Genomic DNA, 20579 nt, shown 5'->3' on the forward strand with positions numbered 1-20579 from the left:
GCAGAATATTTACCAAAAAATGTTGAATATGGAAAAATCAAACAACAGAAGATCGGTTTTTAAAAAAATAGGGGCTACATTACTCGCCGGGTTCGGCATAGGTGCAGCCGGGGCGGCGGATCGGTCCCAACCCCAAAAACCTGAAAAAAGGGTAGTAGGGGATATCGTCACCGATGAGCAGAATATACCTTTGTTTTCCGGGGCCGTAGCCCATGGCAATACCTTGTATATCGCAGGAAAGGGGGCTCATTTTGAGGGAGACATCAAAGCCCATACGGATCATGTACTGAAAGCGCTGGAAAAAGAGCTGGTAAAACAAGGATCATCGATGGAAAAAGTGCTCAAAGTCAATGTCTATCTCCACGACCTGGCTGACTATCACAAAATGAACGAGGTTTTCAGGGGTCGTTTTGGCGCAAATCCACCGGTTCGTACCACGGTGGCTACCTATGGTGGTGTACCCGGTGATTCATTGGTGGAAATGGATTGCATTGCCGCTTTATAAAAACTTTAAAATAGCTAAAACCATGAAAAGAAGGCAACTTATTAAACAACTTTCTGCCTTGCCACTGATAGGTGGGTTATTTACGCCTGGTGAGGTGGCTTCCGCTGTTCTTCCCGACACCGTCGAAAGGAGGGATTATTACAAGGAACTAGGTTTGCGTACCTTCATTAATGCCGCCGGCACTTACACCGCATTAACCGGCAGTTTGATGAAAGAAGCCGTGCTCGATGCCTACCATTATGCATCAAAACAGTATGTTGCCCTGGATGAGTTGCAGTACAAAGTAGGTGAACGCCTGGCGCAACTTATTGGTTGTGAGGCGGCAACAGTAACCGCCGGTGTCGCATCGGCTATCACGCTCGGTACCGCCGGGGTATTGACAGGTCTTGATCAGGAAAAAGCATCCCGCATCCCTACGGACCTGTCAGGTATGAAAACAGAGGTGATCATGCAAAAATCCCATGTAATAGGTTATGCGCATGCGCTCAAAAACTGCGGCGTGAAAATAGTCGAAGTGGAAACCCGGAAAGAACTGGAAAATGCTATCAATGAACAGACGGCCATGCTTTGGTTTCTCAACGCCAATAACTTTAAGGGAAAAATTCAATACCAGGAATTTATCGAGGAAGGTAAAAAATATAACCTACCCATGATGAATGATGCCGCAGCAGATGTGCCACCTGTTGAAAACCTCTGGAAATATACTGATATGGGTTTTGATCTTGTTTGCTTTTCCGGTGGTAAGGGGCTAAGGGGCCCGCAGAGCTGTGGTTTGTTACTGGGCAGGAAAGACCTGATTGCAGCCGCCAGACTCAGTGCTCCGCCCCGTGGTGATAGAGTGGGTAGGGGCATGAAAGTCAATAAGGAAGAAATTCTTGCCATGTTGGTGGCTGTGGAAGACTATCTGAAAAGGGACCATGACGCCGACTGGAAATTTTGGGAAGGGCAGATTAGGCACATTCGCGAAAAGGTATCGACAGCTCCCGGGGTTGAGGCGAAAACCCATGTTCCTGATATTGCCAATCACGTACCTTCGCTGAAAATCAGGTGGGATCAAAACAAGATAAAAATGACCCCCGATGAAGTGAGACAGGCCCTGAGGGATGGCCACCCCTCCATAGAAACAGTAGGGGGCGACGAATCGGTTGACATCACCACCTGGATGATGAATCCCGGCGAAGAAAGAATAGTTGCCAGCACCATGTATAAAATATTAAGTAAAAAATCCTGACATCCTTATTAATGATCTGACTATGATAAAAAAAACTATTTTGGGAATAATCCTTTTGACGGGTTATGCCTGCGCACAACAAAACGCTGAAAATAAAGATAACAAAGTTATAAAAGCCCAGGTGACCGATTATGATCCCGAAGCCCGGATCAAAGCCCTGGGCATTGAACTGAGAACACCATCCGCCCCGGTCGCCAACTATGTAAATGCCGTTAGCACCGGTAACCTGTTTTTCTTGTCCGGCAAGGGACCTTTGCAAGCCAATGGAGCGTATATCACAGGAAAGGTCGGGGCAGACCTGACAATTGAGCAGGGCTATGAAGCGGCCAGGGTCACCGCAATCAATCAACTGTCTGTATTAAAGGCCGAATTGGGCGATCTGGGCAAAGTGAAACGTGTGGTAAAAGTGTTGGGCATGGTGAACTGTCCGCCTGACTTCAATGATCAGCCCAAGGTGATCAACGGCTTTTCTGATTTAATGGTGGAAGTTTTTGGCGATCGTGGAAAACATGCCCGCGCTGCAGTCGGCATGGCCGCTTTGCCCGGCAATATTGCCGTGGAAATTGAGATGATTGTGGAAATTGAAAACTGATGTCCACAGTTCGTCGCGTTTTTAACAGCCTGTTTACAAAGGCTTAACCATGTTGCTGCTGAAAACAGAAGTAGCCGGTCTTGACTATCCACCGGATGGCCTTGTAACACAGCCGGGTAGACGTGGGCACCGGATAGTAAGATTTTTATCAAGATGTTAAAACGATGGCTCGACTTATTTTTGCTTTTATCATTGTAATAAACGCCTGTAATTTGAAAAAGGAAAAAACCTATATTGCCAGCAAACAACCCACCGGTGTGGTAGGTCCGGATTGGACCAAGGCCAACAAACTTTATGACTTTATTTATCCTTGGCGGAATGACGTGCCTTCCCGCACAAATTTTCAGGCAGTGCATGATGGTCACAAATTCTATTTCAGGTTTGAGGTTGAAGACAACAATATTTTGACTTACCGCGATACAGATCACAAAGAAGAGGTAGTATATTCCGACAGGGTAGAAATTTTCTTCAAAAAAGATGATCGAATGTCTCCTTATTTTTGCCTGGAAATGGATGCTGCAGGCAGGGTACTGGATTATGAGGCCCATTATTACCGTAAGATGAATTTCAACTGGCAATGGCCTGAAAACGGACTATCAGTGGCTTCAACCCAATCCGCCAACGGCTACACGGTGGAGGGTAGTATCAGCCTGGCCTCATTAAAAGCATTGGGAATTTTGGATAAAGGCCGTATGCTGACCGGTTTGTTTCGCGGTGAATGTGTCGGACTTAACGGTAAAAATGCCGATTTAAAATGGATAAGCTGGATAAATCCCGGAACACCAAAGCCGGACTTTCACGTTCCCTCGGCTTTTGGGGTAATTGAATTAGCCGAATAAAAATCTATGGAATTCTTGGTTAAATAAAAAAAACAGTAATGTGTTCGTGCACAATAAAATAAAATTTTATATTGTCTCTGATTTTATTAATATCTTTTGCTGGCTGTATGCTTGGTACCTGTGCCCGGGCCGCAGATGATATGGAGGTATTAAAGCATTTTTACAGACAAACCAGGCCTTGGGGCTTCTGGAAGCCTGTAATTGAAAAAATACAAGAGGAGGATCGGGATTTTATGCCAAACCGGGATTTCACCGGTGATTTGATCAACGTAGTCGTTGGCATCGCCTGGCAAATGGCGCTTGTGGTGATGCCAATATATCTTTTGATAAGGGCAATGGATGATTTGGCAGTAAGTGTGGTGGTCTTTGTGATTACAAGCTGGTTATTGAAAAAATATTGGTATGATAAGCCGGATGATGATAAGACAACTGAAAAAACAACTTAATAATTATGATACGAAAACAGATTTTATGGCTATCTTTTATTTTGGTATTGATGCCGGGATGTTCCCGTAATGACACAAATACTGAAAAAAAACCAAACTTTATCTACATTTTGGCCGATGACCTTGGCTATGGTGAATTAGGTGTTTATGGTCAGCAGATCATTGAGACACCCCATATTGACGCACTGGCCGCCGAAGGCATGAGATTTACACAACACTACTCCGGTGCCCCCGTATGCGCACCCGCCCGGTGTGTATTGCTTACCGGGCAACATACAGGTCATGCCCACATCAGGGGTAATGATGAGTGGTCATCCAGGGGGGATGTCTGGAATTACCAGGCCATGTTTGACAATCCTTTGCTGGAAGGCCAGCGCCCGCTTCCCGACAGCATCGTTACCCTGGCAGAAATTTTACAATCAGCAGGCTATCGAACCGGTGCAGTCGGTAAATGGGGCCTGGGGGCGCCATCTACAGAAGGCGTTCCCAATAAACAAGGGTTTGATTTTTTTTACGGTTACAATTGTCAAAGACAAGCGCATACTTACTATCCCCTGCATCTGTGGAAAAATGAAGAGCGGGTATTATTAAACAATAAATCTGTTGCTCCTCATAGCGCATTGGCTGAGGGAGCCAGCCCCGATGACCCGGAAAGCTATGCGGATTTTGCACTTACCGATTATGCGCCGGACCTCATGCATAATGAGGCATTAAAATTTATAGCCCAAAATAAAGACCGGCCATTTTTCCTGTATTATGCCTCACCTATTCCCCATGTACCATTACAGGCACCGAAGTACTGGGTGGATCATTACAAAAAGAAATTCGGAGAGGAAAAGCCGTACACGGGTGAATCCGGGTATTTTCCAAATCAAACCCCCAGGGCTACCTATGCAGCCATGATCAGCTACCTGGATGAGCAAGTGGGTGACCTGGTAAAAAAATTAAAGGAAGCAGGTGTTTATGAAAACACCCTGATCATTTTCTCAAGCGACAACGGCCCCACGCATACCGGTGGCGCAGACACACCTTTTTTTCAAAGTGCCAAACCTTTTAAAACACAGTTTGGATGGGTAAAAGGTTTTACACACGAAGGAGGAATAAGAGTACCTATGATCGCCACCTGGAAACATAAGATCGAACCTGGCAGCCAGAGTGATCACATATCGGCCTTTTACGATGTGTTACCTACTTTTTGCGAAATTCTCAACCTGCCCCCACCTGAAAATACCGATGGAATCAGCTTTTTACCTACCTTACTGGGAAAACCTCAGACTGCCCATGACTATTTGTACTGGGAGTTTTCCGCCCATGGTGGCCAACAAGCGGTAAGAATGGGAAAATGGAAGGCGATCCGTAAAAGTATACGGAAAGGAAACACGGACATTGCATTGTATGATTTGGAAGCAGATGAACAGGAACAAAACAATGTGGCACCCGGCCACCCTGAAGTGATTTCGAAAATGGAGGTGATTATGAAAGAAGCACGCACTACTCCACCTATTAAAAGGTTCAAAATGGCGCCTCTGGGCGATGAAAAAAACTAATTGGAAAAAAGGTGCAAAAGGCTGTTAGCCGGGATATAAGAGGCAATGAGGCTTTTAACGAATTTAAAGCGTAAAGTTTAAAAAATGAATCTGAAAGATTTACGTGTGTTAGTTACAGGAGGCGGAGGTACCGGCATCGGAGGAGGCGTTTGTGAGGCCCTCGTTGGTTTCGGCGCTACCCTGATTATCAATGACCTGGACCCCGAAAAAGCAAAATCAGCGGCTGAAAAGTACCCAGGAGCCATACCTGTTGGTGCCGATATCAGCAAAAGGGAAGAGGTAGCTGCCATGTTTGAGGAAATAAAAGAAAAAGCGGGTGTAATCAATGGCCTCGTCAACAATGCCGGGGTAGGATTGAGCCGTCTTTCCTATGAGGTCAGTGACGAGGAATTTGACAAGCTGTATAACATCGATATACGGGCAGTTTGGCAGGTTTCCAAATTTTTTGTCAGACAATTGATTGACAATCGATCTACAGGCAACATTGTGAACATTTCATCTGTCCATGCCTTTGCCACCCATGCCAGATATGCATTGTATTGCAGTGTGAAATCAGCAGTGGAGGGACTAACCAAAGGAATGGCCTGCGAACTAGGCCAGTACAATATCAGGTGCAATGCCATTGGACCGGGATTAGTGAAGGCCGAACAGAATTATGACCTGATCAAAACCTGGGCAGATGATCCGGTACAATGGGAAACTGATTATGTAAATTACCAGCAGGTCATTCCAAAAAACATCTACCCTGTTGATTGTGGGAATACAGTGGCTTTTTTACTGTCAGACTATAGCGCTGCCATCACCGGCCAAACAATCTATGTTGACGCCGGTACGACTGTCATGCTATTTAACAGTGATTTTATTGAAAGAAGCTCATCATAAACTATAAATCTTTTTTAAATGCAAATCAAACATTTTACATGTTACGAGGTCATCGTCCCCACACATACCGGGGTCATTGAAAGCGAAGGCATCCATAAACCGCTGCATAAATTACCTGTGGGGATCAAGTCAGGCTGGTCTATGCAGTTTGACGAGCTGCCGAAGCTTTTAATCAAGATGGAGCTGGATACCGGAATTATTGGGTGGGGGGAGTTGTACAGGGACCATAACTGGCCGGTAGTAGAAGGACTTATTGACAGTTTACTGGGAAAAGATATCCGGGACATTTGCCTGCAAAAGCTCCCTTTTAATTTTTGCCGGGAATATGATGGCTTTGAATGTGCCATTTGGGATGCCTATGCCAAAGCGCACCAGATGCGCGTGGTGGATTTGCTGGGAGGTGCTGTCAGGGAAAAAGTCAAAGTCGGCGCCTGGTCCAGCCACAGGAAGGTGGAAGACATTGGTGAACTGGTGCAGGGGTTTGCCCGCCAGGGGTATGATTGTGTAAAATTTAAAACAGATTTGGAAGATGATGTGGCGGGCTGGTGTGAGGAGATTAAAAAAGCCGCGCCACATATGCAGGTAATTCTGGACCCCAACGAAAGATGGTTGTATCCTGGTGAAGTGCGAAAACGGGCAGATTCTCTTGCTGCGACAGGCAATGTGCTTTGTCTTGAAGACCCGCTTCCCCGGTGGATGCTTCCCGAGTATGCTTTACTCAGGCAGTATAGTTCCATACCCATCGTTTTGCACGTTTCCCTGCCTTATATTTTGCACGGACAACGCATAAAAGATGCCATTCAGGCCTTGAATGCCGGGGCTGTGGATGGGTTTAATTTTAATGGCGGACTGGCGAACTTTCAGCGGCTGGACCATATCGCTTTTGCCGCAGGACTTCCATGCTGGCATGGTTCGGAAGTTGATCTGGGCATTTTAGAAGCCATGTATGTACATTCAGCCGCAGCGGCGGAGTCCTGTATCTGGCCCAGCGATATATTCGGAAGGCTGATACGCACTCATGATCTTTTGGAAGAACCCCTGAAAATGGAACCGCCCTTTGTCCATCTCCCGGAAGGGCCAGGTTTGGGTGTGTCGCCAGATGAGGAGGCAATTAATCATTTTTTAAAACAGAAAAAAGCATTCAGTCTATGAGTTTTTACAAAAATCCCTTTCCCGTTACAGACGCCGACCGCCATGAAATATGGCAAATGCTGGTAGAACGGGACATTAGCGCCTTTTGCCGGGAAAACTGGGAAATGGTTGCCGACGATTTCATCGGGGAAAACTTTATGGGAATAGACGCTGCCAAACGCCACAATCCGGATTCTTGGCAGCTGGCCTTTCCGGACCTGCAGGCATATAAAACAGCATGGCTAAAGCAGGCCCACGATTTTGCCCAAACCCAGTGGGCCGAAGACCCCGAGAAGGCCATTTACCGTGCCACTTCTTTGAGAGATATCGATATCCGGGGAGACAGTGCCCTGGTGCATAAAAAATTCGATGGTGAAATCTTAAAACAGCAGGGAGAAAAAACAGTATTGAACTGGCAGACACTTTACCGCTGTCGCAAAGTAGCAGGGCAATGGAAAATTGCCGGTTTTACCGGTTACCTGCCCCATCCTATGGGCTTTAGCGGGAACCTGAAAACCCCCGGTAAACAAATTCCTTCTGGCGCAGCACAGCATGATACCGCAGGACCTTACTCTCCGGTATTGCAGGTAACGCCTGGTCAGTTGGTCGTGATATCCGGACAGGCCGCCATTGACAAAAAAGGCCAGGTAGTCGGTGATACCATTGAAGAACAAGCCCATTACACCCTGAAAAATTGCCGGCGGCAATTACTCACTGCCGGATGTGACTTCAACGATGTATTCAAAGTCAATGTTTATTTAACCGACCTGGCTAACTGGCCCCGTTTTAATGAGGTTTACCAAACCTATTTCAATGAGCCCCGTCCGGTGCGAACCGCAGTGCAAACGCCTCTTTTGTTCACTTTTTTAGTGGAAATTGAAATGTGGGCAGTTAAAAAGTAACGCCTAATTCAGGTAGTAAAAAAGTAACCCTCCGGTTATGACAGTTAGTATAAAAAGATTTTTAAACCACTTATAATTATGTATTGGGAACAACTTACCTCACCTCAGGTGAAAACAATGGATAAGAACCTGCCTGTAATTTTGCCGGTAGCCGCTGTAGAACAACACGGGCCCCATCTGCCCCTGGCCACTGACAAAATGATTGGGGAACATTTTTGCAAGGTGCTCAATGAAGAGATCCCGGATGATGTGGTCATCCTTCCTACCATTAGTGTGGGCTGCTCCGAGCATCATATGGACTTTGAGGGCTCCCTGAGTGTGCGGCATGAGACTTTATTGCGTCAATTACAAGACATCTCCGGCTGCGTGGTAAAGTATGGTTTTAAAAACCTGCTGATCTTAAACAGCCATGGGGGAAATCAGGCAATTGGACAAACTTTTGTCGAAACATTCGGTTTCAGAAACCCGCAATGCCGGATAGCCTTGGCTACGTGGTGGCGCATATCTTTGGAAGCGTTAAACCAAATTACCCAAACCCCACCGGGGGGCACCGGCCATGCCGGGGAATTTGAAACCTCATTGATGCTACATATCGCCCCTGATCTGGTCCAACTTGATAAAATAGCGTTAAAATCAAACGTCCCCACCTTTCGCTGGGCAGAAGGGGATTTGCTGAGAGCAGGCAACGTGAGCCTTTACCGCACAATGAAAGCCATGACACCCAATGGGGTCTTTGGAGACCCTTCAGCCAGTACCATGGAAAAGGGAGTTGCCATTACAAGGGTTGTTGTCAAGGCTTTGAGAGAGATAATCATGGATTTAAAAGAAAGCGTATTGAATTGACAATTTACAATAACCCTTGGGGTGGATAGCCTTTTTCATCAAGAAAATAAAAAATGCCACCATACTTTCTTAATTTGCCCGAGGATTTTATCCCACTCCGCCTCGTGTTGTTCCGGCGAGAGGTGGTCGTTTTTGGTGCGTTCAGAGGTATGCGCCATCAACGCTTTTTTCCCATCGATGTAAGGGTAGGTGATACATTTTTTATAGCCACATCGTATCAGGATCACTGTGTCTATCCCAATTGATTTCATGGCTTGAAAATCCTTTTTCCATTCCGTTTCTCCCCAGTTTTGGTGGTTGATGTCATGGCTGATTTCATCCGGAAATGTACCTGTAATACGCAATTTTTTTTCTTCCATATATGTTTTAACCATTCAGATAATTCATTTTTCGCTCATTTTATACTACCTTTGGATTCACGAAAGTTACTTAACCGGCAATATTAAAGAAATATTGCTTCCTTTCACACTTGGAATTGCCCCGCGAATAGGAATCATTTTCAAACGAAGGTTTAAAAATGAGCGAGGAATATATGTTTTTAGACATTTTCATACACAAGCATTGACTGGTTTGAAGAACCGGTTTTATAGTCAGACCGGTTCCTTCATCAAAAAAACACCTGAGCCAGGGTTTTTGTAAGCTCCGGCTAACAAGCTGTGATGCCTTAGGCTAACCGTGAAAAGCAGGCCGCTGCCCGCTTTGAAAAATAAAAGTACGAAAAAACAATTTGTTCGTACATAAAATAATTTTTGCTCGTGCACAGAAAAATCAAAAATAATTATTAAATTGTCAATAAGTTGCCGAAACCTTAAGCCATTTAAGAGATCTAACAAAAGAAAAAAAGCGATTTGATATCGAAAATCCGGTTGTGATACACCGGTGATTCATGTTTTGTTCATGTTGAAGTTCAATTTTTTTCACATAATCTAAATTTTAAATATGAAAAAAAACTTACAGACGACAGACCTAACCGGTCGGCGCCCGTTATTGGTGCTTACATTAGGTATACTGCTGTTAACCGGTTTGACTTCGTACGCGCAGCAACGGGTTACGGGAGTAGTAAAAGATGAAACAGGATCAGGATTGCCAGGTGCGACAGTCCTGATAAAAGGAACCACTAACGGTACCGTTACTGATGCTGAAGGAAAATATAGCCTGACCGCTAGTGGCGATGCTACGCTGGTTGTTAGCTACACAGGCTATCTGGCCCGGGAAATACCGGTTAACAACAGATCGGTGATCGATGTGAATTTAGAGGCAGATCTCACCACACTTTCTGAAGTGGTGGTGACCGCTTTTGGACTTGAGAAGGAAAAAAAGGAATTGACTTACTCTACACAAAATGTCAAATTGGAGGGGCTGGCAGAAGCGCGTCCTAACCAGAACCTGGTGAATGGTTTGCAGGGGAAAGTAGCAGGGCTATCCATTCAAACATCAGGTAACGGTGTAAGTGGAGGTTCTAAAGTTGTTTTAAGGGGCAACAGGTCTATCAATGGCAACAGTCAGGCGCTGTATGTGGTCGATGGTGTTCCGCTGGGAGGAGATATCAGTAATATCAGTCCTGATGATGTTGAGTCTATTTCGGTCTTAAAAGGGGCCAATGCCGCTGCACTTTATGGGAGCCGGGCCAATAATGGGGCTATCATTGTTACCACAAAAAAAGGAAGAAGCGGATTCAATGTAGACCTCAACTCTACTTTTACCGTGGACAGGGCCTTGCTTTTATGGGACTATCAAAATGAGTTCGGCCAGGGCAGTGAAGGTACCTATCTACCTAATTCAACCTTTAGCTGGGGACCGCGCCTGGATGGCAGGCAGGTGGCTCATTGGTCACCTTCTCCGGAACTGGCCGGAACTACTTATCCTTTCAACGCACATCCTGACAATGTAAAGGATTTCTACGATACCGGCACAAGCCTGGCCACCAACCTGGCCATCTCTGCGGGCAATGAAAAGAACAGCACCTACTTTTCCTACACCTATGAAGACAGGGCAGGCATTGTACCCAATAATGAACTGGAGCGTCACAATCTCAATTTAAGGCTTCAAAATAAAATTTCCGATAGGTTAACCCTTAACGCAAAAGCCAATTTTGTGCGTACGCTGATAGATAATGAGTTGGTTACCGGTGAAGCCTTTGACAATCCAAATCGTCATGCTTACAGGTTGCCCCGGAATATTAGTACCGCTCAGGCAAGCAATTTTGAATATATTGATGAATTGGGTCGACTAAGGCAAAACTTTTGGGTACCCGGAGACAATGGTGGTGCCAACCCTTATTGGACTGTCAACAGAAACATCAACGAGGTCGAAGATGACAGAATTATCGCTTTTGCCTCATTGAGCTACGAATTACTGGATGGTTTAACCGTGCTGGTTCGCAGTGGCCTTGACAGAACCAACAGGTTTAAGCAGGAAAGCTGGTATAACGATACCTACGTCATAGCCCAGAATGGTAATTACAGATCCACTTCATCGGTAACTTCTGATTGGAACACCGACGCGCTGATAACTTACAATAAAAGCTTTGGTGATTTCTCTGTTAATCTGAATGCCGGGGCCAATGCAAGGCAGCAGAGGTTCAAAGATGTAGAAACTGAGAATCAGGCGCTTAATGTACCCAACTTATTTACGATCGGTAATGCACAAAATCTTAGAGGCAGGGAAGAACTTACCAGGTCAAATATCAATTCCTGGTATACTTTTGGGAATTTTGGTTGGAAAGAGGCGATTTTTCTCGATCTGACCTTCAGAGCTGATTACAGTTCGACCTTACCGAGCCCCTATCGGTTTACCTATCCTTCGGTAGGGCTTTCAGTGGTAGCCAATGAGTTGTTACAGCTTCCCTCAGCTATCTCTTTCCTTAAACTGAGAGGATCTTATGCAGAAGTGGGTAACGATACGGACCCTTTCTTGTTGAACAGGGAGGCAGTAACCGAGAATGGCCGCATATTCCTGTCGCCCACTAATCCTGTGGAAAATCTGCTTCCCGAGCGGACCAGGTCAGTTGAAGTGGGCTTTGATGCCAGATTCTTAAATGATCGTTTAGGGATTGATTTTACCTATTATCAAACAAATTCCGAGGATCAGTTATTCCGTCAGGACGTAACTTCTGCCGGAGGACAAAGCAGGAACTTTATCAATGGAGGAGACATTCAAAACAAAGGTGTGGAGGTAATTCTTACAGCGACCCCTATTCAGGGCAGTGAATTCACCTGGGATCTGACTTTCAATTTCGCCAGAAATATCAGTGAAGTAGCCAGGTTAGCGGAGGGTATTCCGGAAATCAATTATGGTGCGAATTTCATGAGATCTTTCAGACTAATTGAAGGTGAAGAGTGGGGGGATATTTATTCGAGAGGTTTCCAAAGAGATGATCAGGGCCGTGTATTGGTAGATGCCGATGGCTTACCCCTTATCACTTCCGGACTGGATGTGGTGATTGGAAACTTTAACCCCGATTGGCTTGGCGGTATTGTCAGCGCCTTTACTTATAAAAATTTCAATGCCAACTTTGTAGTAGATATCAGACAGGGTGGCGATGTGGTTTCTTTTACCGAGGCGATATTGGCCGCTGACGGATTATTGGATTATACATTAACGGGCCGTGACGGTACGCTGGTTTTCGGTCAAAATGTTTTTGGCGGTGAAACGGCCGTACAAGAAAACGGCATACCTAATAACGTTGGGATAGATGCAGAGACCTTCTGGACAAATCTCGGTGGGAGAAATGCACCGATCGGAGAGGCTTTTGTGAGGGATGCTTCAAACGTCAGAATGAGGGAGATAAGCCTTGGCTATCGACTACCTGAATCCATCCTGGCCAATTTACCTTTCAAACGTGCGAAAATTTCCTTGGTGGGCCGGAATCTGTTCTTCTTCAGCAACCAGGCAGAGGTACTGGATCCGGAGGTAGTAACGAATGCAACCACAGCTACTGCTTCCAGGGACAGGAACGGTAACCGGGACGCCATTGCCGGTATCACTTCAGATGGGTTTGAGTCATTTGCCCCGCCGACCACAAGAAGTTTTGGCGTGAACATTCAACTTGGTTTTTAATTATATGAAGATGTTAAAAGTAAAATCAATGAACATGTTTAAAATATATATGATCAAAGTATTGGCGGTCGTGATGGTAATTACCATGTTTAATGGCTGTACAGGAGACTTTGACGAAATAAACACGGACCCACAAAGCTTGACCCGGCCATTTCTCGAGGAAAATCCGAGTGCGTTGGGACAGGTTTTTACACATGCCCAATATTTTTCCATCAACGGATTAAATTGGAGATTCCAGATTTCTCAGAACTTGTTTTCTGACCTTTGGTGCCAATACTATGCCACCACTGCGGTAAACTTTGATTCCGACCGGCTCACGCAGGTAGGGCGCTGGGCTGAATTGGCGTGGGAGTCTTTCTATGAACAAACCGCTCCCCAGGTCAAGTTGGTAGAAGATTTGTCGGAGGAATTCGGACTGGTTGGACTGAATGCCGTAGCCAAAATCTGGCGGGTACATGCCTACCATCGTATTACCGATTATTGGGGCCCTGTTCCTTACAGCCAATTTGGCAATAACGAACTCGAGGTTCCTTATGATAATCAGGAAGATATGTATGCTGATTTTTTTACCACACTTGATGAGGCGGTAGCAGTGTTAAGTGCCAATCCGGATTTGGAGATACTTCCCGTTCCCGGTGAAGATCGCATTTATGGGGCCGATGGCGCCAAATGGATCAAGTTTGCCAATAGTTTAAGGTTGCGGTTGGCCATGCGGGTCAGGTTTGCCAATTCTTCACTGGCACAGGATGAAGCAGAGAAGGCCATTGCCGCTGGTGTGATTGAAGATAACGCTGATAATGCTTTTGTAGAAACCTCCTTACAAGACATGAACCCCATGAATACGATCACCAACTGGGGAGAATTCAGAATGAGTGCGGCTATGGAAAGTGTGCTGAAGGGTTATGAAGATCCTCGCATCGGGATTTACTTCAGCCCTGCTGCAGAAGGTGATTCGGACAATGACGGTGATCCCTATGAAGGTTTATTGAACGGTCAAACCAGGGTAGGTCTCGGTACCGGCCAAAACGACATTAACTCGGATGTCGGACAGCAGTTTTTACCCCTGCCTACCGGTTCAAACCCTCCAATCGTGGTTTTAAGGGCTTCTGAAGTATATCTTTTGAGGGCCGAAGGTGCTTTATTGGAATGGAATATGGGGGGTAATGAACAGGATCTCTACGAAGAAGGTATCCGGCAATCTATGCTGGAGTATGGTATCACCGACGAAGGTGCCATTGCGGCTTATGTAGCAAGTGCGGCAACACCTGTTCCTTATGCTCCGGGTACCCAGCCTTTGACGGACATCCCTGTGGCCTATGAGTCCGGTGGATCAATTGAGAGAAGGTTAGAGCAGATTATCACCCAAAAATGGCTGGCCCTTTATCCTAACGGGTGGGAAGCCTGGGCAGAATTGAGAAGAACAGGTTACCCCAGGCAATATACCAGGGTCGCTTCCGATAATCCCGATGTAGGACCGGATGAGGTGCCCAGTAGAATGGTTTACGTTGCCAGGGAATTTACCACCAATGAAGGCGCTGTAAATGATGCCATCGGCAGGATTACCGGAGGAGACAGGAATAACTCCAAAGTGTGGTGGGATCAGCGGTAACATGGGTTCAGTTTTTATGAAATAACTGCGAACCATGTTGTGACATTCACAACCGGGAGCATGCCGGTAATGCTCCTGGTTTGGTTTCAAACCGGCAATTTGTCACGGTCTACCAGCAAAATTTTTTGTTTATAGATAATTTTCTTTCACTTATGAGGCATCCCGGATTCTATGTGGTATGTTTTTTCGCTTTCCTTTTTTCCTGTGGTGAAAACAACAACCAAACCCTGTTTAAGCGAAAGCCCAAAAATGCGACAGGCATAAAATTCAGAAATACACTTAAGGAAACAGAGACGCTCAACGTGCTCAACTATGGCTATTTCTACAATGGGGGAGGGGTAGCTATCGGTGATATCAATAATGACGGGCTTCCGGATATTTATTTTACCGGTAATATGGTTAACAGCCATCTTTACCTCAATAAAGGCCACCTGAAATTTCAGGAAATCGCCGGGCCTGCCAACGTCCGGGCCGGAGGACTGTGGAATACCGGCGTAACCATGGCAGACGTAAACGGTGATGGCTGGCTGGACATATATGTCTGCAGGTCAGCCGCAACGGCCGAAGTCAACCGGCAAAACCAGCTATTTATTAATAACGGTGATTTGACTTTCACTGAAAAAGGGGAAACATATGGACTTAATGATACAGGTTACTCCACGCAAGCCGCGTTTTTCGACTATGACGGCGACGGTGATTTGGACATGTTTTTGATCAATCATTCTATTCAGAAGTACGCCGGACTCAACCGCTTTACCGCAGGATACAAACAAAGATCAGATCCCAACTATGGTGACAAACTCTACCGCAACGATGGAGACCGCTTTGTGGATGTCAGCCTTAAGGCAGGTATCAGGCAAACGCTGCTGGGCTTTGGCCTGGGACTTGCTGTGGGTGATATCAACGATGACGGCTGGCTCGACGTTTATGTGGGCAATGATTACAACGAAGAAGACTATTTATACATCAACAAGGGTGATGGCACCTTTTCGGAGTCTCTCAGAGATTATGCCGCCCAGGTCTCCATGTTTTCGATGGGCTGTGATGTAGCGGATATCAATAACGATGGCAACCACGACATATTTACACTGGATATGCTTCCGGAGAGCAATGAAAGGCTGAAAATGTCACTGGGCCCTGAAAACTACGACAAGTACAACCTGCTGATCGATGGTGGGTTCTTCCCGCAGGTGGGCAGAAATATGTTACACCTCAATAATGGCCAAAACAAATTTAACGAAATCGGCCAGCTCAGTGGGGTGTCGAATACCGATTGGAGCTGGGCGGCCTTGCTGGCTGACTACGATGGCGACGGTTGGAAGGACATGCTGGTGACCAATGGTTATGCGAGGAATTACCTTGACCTGGATTTCCTCAACTATATGGTCGCTGAAAAGGTCAAAGCCAGTGACGGGCAGACCGGGTTGGATGTTTTCAACATGATTTCCCGGATTCCCCCCATCGAAGTTCCGAATTATATTTTCAGGAATAATGGGCATCTGGGATTTGATGATGTAAGTGCGGCCTGGGGGCTGGACGAAAAACTGTATTTGACCAATGGTGCCGCTTACGGTGACCTGGATAATGACGGGGATCTGGATTTGGTGTTGAACAATGTCAATGACTTTGCGGCTGTCTATGAGAATACCAGCCGTGAAAAACAAGGAAGTAATTTTGTGAAAGTCAGGTTTTCAATGAAACATAAAAATACTTTTGGTATCGGCACCAAAGCAGAGTTGTTTAGCGGAGGATATCGTTATATGCAGGAGTTGATGCCCACCAGGGGATTTCAATCGTCCGTAAATCCGGAACTCGTTTTTGGCATCGGGAATAACCCTGTGGTTGACTCGCTGGTGATACGCTGGCCGGATCGAACAGTAGACGTGATCAGGGATATTAAGATCAATAATACGCTGGTGATTGAAAAGTCCGACTCAGCCGTTCCATGGCTACCTGCTCAGGACACTGCCGCGATGCTTTTTTCCGATGTTACCGGTAAGCTCGGGTTTGATACCGTCAGCCAACCCCGGTCTTTTACATATACCGACTTCAAGCACAAGCGATTACTCCCTACAGGGGCACTCAATAACGGGCCATCGCTGGCAAAAGGCGACGTTAACGGTGATGGATTGGAAGATATCTATACAGGCGCGACCCCAGGGATACCGGGGAGACTATATGTTCAAACCAAAGCAGGAAGGTTTGCCATCGCCCAGCAATTTGAAACAAGCCCGCTGACTGCCGATGTCGATGCTTTGATATTTGATGCGAATAACGATGGATTCAACGATTTGTACCTTGTGAAAGGGGCCGCCGCCTTTACTGCAGCACCTGAACACTTGCAGGACAGACTTTATCTCAACAACGGAAAAGGCCAAATGAAGTATCGGACGGAGCTATTGCCTGAGATGTTTATCAGCGGCTCCGTTGTTACTTCGGCCGATTGGGATGATGACGGAGATGCCGACCTGTTTGTAGCAGGACAGATCAATTTACAGCAATATCCCCATGCTCCGCAAAGTTTTCTGCTGGAAAATAATAATGGCTCATTTAAAATTGTCACCGCACAAATGGCCGGGGGACTTGAGCAGGCCGGTATGATCAATGCCGCTGAATTCGGCGATTTTAACAACGACGCCAGACCCGACCTGATCGTAGCTGGGGAGTGGATGAAGCCCATGGTTTGGCTCAATCAGGAAGACACATTTGTTTTACATGAGCAGGAATCACTGGAGCAGCATTATGGCTGGTGGAAGTCACTGCATGTCAATGACCTGGATGGTGATGGCGACCTGGATGTGGTGATGGGGAATTTTGGGATAAACAACTATTTTCAGGTGGATCAAGACTACCCGGGCATGATGATATACAAAGATTTTGACGGAAACGGGGCGATCGATCCCTTGTTTTTCCACTATATTTCAGGAGAGTTATCCTTTGCATTCAGCCGTGATGAGTTGATTAATCAAATAGCCGGTTTCAAGAAAAAATCACCTGACTATAAATCATTTTCACAATTGAAACCGGGCGATTTTTTCATCCCTGCTCAATTGTCCAATGCCGACACCCTGATTGTCAATAATCATACATCGGTTGTCTTGCTTAATAATGGCGACGGGAGCTTTCAAGTTTCGCCACTACCTTTGCGTTCCCAGTTTTCACCCATATATGCGATCAAATCAACGGATTTTAATGGGGATGGTATCCCCGACCTGGTTTTAGGCGGAAACCAATCATTATCGAGGGTAAGTACCGGGAAGTTTTCTGCTAACTACGGCATCATACTTCTGGGTCTGGGAAACGGTCGATTTGAATACCATGCCGAAATGAATGTCGATGGGGATATAAGGGATATAGCTATGGTCCGGACCGGTGACGGGCACTTGTATTGTCTTATGAGCCGGAACGATGCCCGTTTAGCAGTATACGAGCTTTTAATACCATACAATACCCCGGGTTAATTTTTATCCTTTCAACTGCCATCTGCAAAACTTCAAACCCGGCACCTGCAACCCCGAAACCCGGCCACCTCGCAACCCACCTACAAATAAAACGCCAGATTCTCTACCGTAATAATATCCAGCGGGAGCAAATTCGTTCGGTCGATTTTTTTGCCGAAAACAAGAAAATCCGACAGGTAGGAAATGCCCAGATAAGTCTGGCGTTTCGGGTTTTGATTGATTAAAAAATTAATTTCTCCTGATTTGAGAAAACGGATGTTTTGATCGATCAAATCATAGCCAATCAGTGGAATGTGGTGCAGTGAGTTCCTTTTCAGGTAGTCAGCAATCACGTGGGCCTTTGACGTGCTTACATAAATTCCGCCCAGGTCATCATGGGCAAAGATTTCTGCTATCTTTTCCTCCACATGATTACCCTGCTTTGAGGAAAGCCGCATAGTCTGTAATTCTGCCTTTTCACCCTTTTCTTTAAAGTATTGCCGGAAACCTATTTCCTTCTCTTTCAGGTGATTGGCAATAGCAGGATCTTCATCAAAATGAATGATCAGCATCTTTTTCCCAGGAATTTTAATACGATTTAACAGGTCGGCAGATACCCTGCCGCTGGCAAACAAATCCTGGCCAATGAAACACAGCGACTGTGAATCTTCAATATGGGTGTTGAATAAAACGTAGGGAATTTTAGCGGCGATGCACTTGGCCAGGAAATCCAATGATTCGTGATAGAACAAAGGTGCCAGCAAAATACCGTTTGGTGGATTTTCAAGTAACTTATCGATGAGGTGGTTAAAAAGATCGACATTGCCAATGTCGTACTTTTTTATTTCAATGGTAACGTTGAACTCATTGGCTTTTTTAGCGGCCTCGAGTATGCCGTTGATCGATTGATTCCAGTAATTATCCTTTTCGTTGGAGGGTAGGATAGCGACAATTCTGCTTCTTTTGTTGGCCTTGAGCGACCGTGCGATGATATTGGGACTGTAGTCGATTCTTTTTAAAATGCCTTCTACTTTTTGCCTGGCTTTCTCAGAAACATTGCCACGCTGGTGCAGGATTCGATCCACAGTCCCCCTGGAAACCTCGGCAAGCTTGGCAATTTCCTTGATGGTGTAATTCTTCTTTTCCAAATGTCTTTTGCTTAAATAAAAATGACACAATAATATAAAAAAAATATACCATTTAAAGTCTAACAATGCAAACTTTATTGGCATTATGTTGTGCACGAGCACATTATTGTGTATATTACCAAAAAAAATACTGCCGGCCACAATTTGGTGATCATGTGTTATTTTTTACATTTATTTTGATGGGGAGGGGTGAGGTTTGCTGAGAATACACTAATATCAGATTTTTTAACTGAAAAAGAACCGGATGGATTGCCTGATGATTTTTGTTTTGAATGATCGGGTTGGTTCACTGTTGAGAGAAACTATTGCCAGGGAATGAAACAACTGTTATTGACCAAAGCTTTTGCCATTGACGGTATCATTAAGGAAATAGTGCCTTTTGGAAACGGGCATATCAATGATACCTATCGATTGGTTAACGAAAATGCCGGTAAGCCGGATTATTTGCTGCAAAGGATTAATCATCATGTATTCAGGAACATTCCTGCTATGATGGGCAATATTCAACTGGTTACTTCCCATATCAGAAGAAAGCTACTTTTTGCCGGCGAAGATGTCTGCACTAAAGTTTCCACCCTGATCCACACACACGACGGATCACATTTTTTAAAGGAGGAAGGGGAGTATTGGCGGGTTTTTAAGTTCATGAAGCATCTCCGGTCTTATGATAAGCCGTATAACCCGGAGCAAATGTATGAAGGGGCCAGGGCATTTGGCGAATTCCTGAATTATTTGTCCGATTTTCCAATACAGGAGTTACATTACACATTGCCTGATTTTCATAATATGAAATTCAGATTGAAGCAGTTCATGGCCGCCAGAGACGAGGCCGGAGAACACCAGCGAAATCAGGCCCGCGATGAAATCAGGTATGTACTGGAAACAGCGGATTATGTTACTGCTATTCAGGATATACCGGTCAGACACTATATGCCGCTCAGGGTAACACACAATGACACCAAGTTTAACAATGTACTTCTGGATGCCCATGACAAAGGGCAATGTGTCATCGATCTGGATACAGTGATGCCGGGTTATGTGTACTTTGACGTTGGGGATGGCATACGTACAGGGGCATCGACGGCCGACGAGCATGAGCTGGATTTACAAAAGGTAGATGTCGATTTGGCTATGATCGATGCTTTTGCAGAGGGTTATCTGAATTCAACCGGAAATTTGCTTGGTGAAGCAGAGATGTCTATCTTGCCAAAATCAGGAATTTACATGAGTTTTATTATGGGGCTTAGGTTTTTAACCGATTATTTACAAGGGAATAAGTACTACAAAACCGATTTTCCCGACCATAACCTGCACCGCGCAAGGTGTCAGCTTCATTTAAGTAAACTGATGAGAAAAAGACTTCCTGAAATCACAAAGGCTTTTGGAAAAACGACATTAATTTAGC

At 45.4% G+C, this 20579-nt stretch carries 16 protein-coding genes; 14 read left to right on the plus strand and 2 right to left on the minus strand.

All coding sequences use genetic code 11. The features are described from left to right. Positions 1-28: 28 nt before the first annotated feature. From AC04NP_RS27235 to AC04NP_RS27280, 10 genes are all read left to right on the plus strand, one after another. Positions 29-505: a RidA family protein gene (locus tag AC04NP_RS27235; RefSeq protein ID WP_482863240.1), complete on the plus strand. Its 477-nt coding sequence runs from the start codon at positions 29-31 to the stop codon at positions 503-505. 22 nt (positions 506-527) lie between these two features. Continuing rightward, positions 528-1736 (plus strand): aminotransferase class V-fold PLP-dependent enzyme, encoded by a 1209-nt coding sequence (locus AC04NP_RS27240; protein ID WP_482863241.1) that lies wholly within the window; start codon positions 528-530, stop codon positions 1734-1736. 22 nt (positions 1737-1758) lie between these two features. Further along, positions 1759-2328, plus strand: coding sequence for a RidA family protein (locus AC04NP_RS27245; protein WP_482863242.1), 570 nt, complete (start codon positions 1759-1761; stop codon positions 2326-2328). A 212-nt stretch (positions 2329-2540) separates the two neighbouring features. Further along, positions 2541-3167 (plus strand): carbohydrate-binding family 9-like protein, encoded by a 627-nt coding sequence (locus tag AC04NP_RS27250; protein ID WP_482863243.1) that lies wholly within the window; start codon positions 2541-2543, stop codon positions 3165-3167. 107 nt (positions 3168-3274) lie between these two features. Then, positions 3275-3613: a hypothetical protein gene (locus tag AC04NP_RS27255; protein WP_482863244.1), complete on the plus strand. Its 339-nt coding sequence runs from the start codon at positions 3275-3277 to the stop codon at positions 3611-3613. Between the two features lie 5 nt (positions 3614-3618). Beyond that, complete coding sequence (locus AC04NP_RS27260; RefSeq protein WP_482863245.1) at positions 3619-5160, plus strand: arylsulfatase; 1542 nt, start codon at positions 3619-3621, stop codon at positions 5158-5160. A gap of 84 nt (positions 5161-5244) precedes the next feature. After that, entirely contained in the window at positions 5245-6042 is a 798-nt protein-coding gene (locus tag AC04NP_RS27265; protein WP_482863246.1) for an SDR family NAD(P)-dependent oxidoreductase, read from the plus strand. 18 nt (positions 6043-6060) lie between these two features. Then, positions 6061-7194: a mandelate racemase/muconate lactonizing enzyme family protein gene (locus AC04NP_RS27270; protein WP_482863247.1), complete on the plus strand. Its 1134-nt coding sequence runs from the start codon at positions 6061-6063 to the stop codon at positions 7192-7194. Next, positions 7191-8075, plus strand: a complete 885-nt coding sequence (locus AC04NP_RS27275; RefSeq protein WP_482863248.1) for a RidA family protein — start codon at positions 7191-7193, stop codon at positions 8073-8075. Before AC04NP_RS27270 ends, AC04NP_RS27275 begins: the two co-directional genes overlap by 4 nt. Before the next feature lie 78 nt (positions 8076-8153). After that, a complete protein-coding gene (locus tag AC04NP_RS27280) occupies positions 8154-8918 on the plus strand; it encodes a creatininase family protein (protein ID WP_482863249.1) in 765 nt (254 codons plus the stop codon). A gap of 38 nt (positions 8919-8956) precedes the next feature. On the opposite strand, the gene AC04NP_RS27285 is transcribed toward AC04NP_RS27280, so the two are convergent. Continuing rightward, the gene (locus AC04NP_RS27285) at positions 8957-9277 is read right to left on the minus strand and encodes a DUF4434 domain-containing protein (protein ID WP_482863250.1); all 321 of its coding nucleotides are present in this window, start codon (positions 9275-9277) and stop codon (positions 8957-8959) included. Positions 9278-9857: 580 nt separating this feature from the next. On the opposite strand from AC04NP_RS27285, the gene AC04NP_RS27290 reads away from it, so the two are divergent. From AC04NP_RS27290 to AC04NP_RS27300, 3 genes are all read left to right on the plus strand, one after another. Further along, a complete protein-coding gene (locus tag AC04NP_RS27290) occupies positions 9858-12977 on the plus strand; it encodes a SusC/RagA family TonB-linked outer membrane protein (protein WP_482863251.1) in 3120 nt (1039 codons plus the stop codon). Between the two features lie 34 nt (positions 12978-13011). After that, positions 13012-14586, plus strand: coding sequence for a SusD/RagB family nutrient-binding outer membrane lipoprotein (locus tag AC04NP_RS27295; protein ID WP_482863252.1), 1575 nt, complete (start codon positions 13012-13014; stop codon positions 14584-14586). Positions 14587-14738: 152 nt separating this feature from the next. Further along, positions 14739-18047, plus strand: a complete 3309-nt coding sequence (locus tag AC04NP_RS27300) for a VCBS repeat-containing protein (RefSeq protein WP_482863253.1) — start codon at positions 14739-14741, stop codon at positions 18045-18047. 80 nt (positions 18048-18127) lie between these two features. Here the strand turns inward: AC04NP_RS27300 and AC04NP_RS27305 are convergent, their stop codons facing one another. Next, the gene (locus AC04NP_RS27305) at positions 18128-19174 is read right to left on the minus strand and encodes a LacI family DNA-binding transcriptional regulator (protein WP_482863254.1); all 1047 of its coding nucleotides are present in this window, start codon (positions 19172-19174) and stop codon (positions 18128-18130) included. Between the two features lie 315 nt (positions 19175-19489). Between AC04NP_RS27305 and AC04NP_RS27310 the strand changes: the two genes are divergently transcribed. After that, entirely contained in the window at positions 19490-20578 is a 1089-nt protein-coding gene (locus AC04NP_RS27310) for a phosphotransferase enzyme family protein (protein ID WP_482863255.1), read from the plus strand. Position 20579: the final 1 nt, after the last annotated feature.

The organism is Agaribacillus sp. DX54 (genome assembly GCF_056858335.1).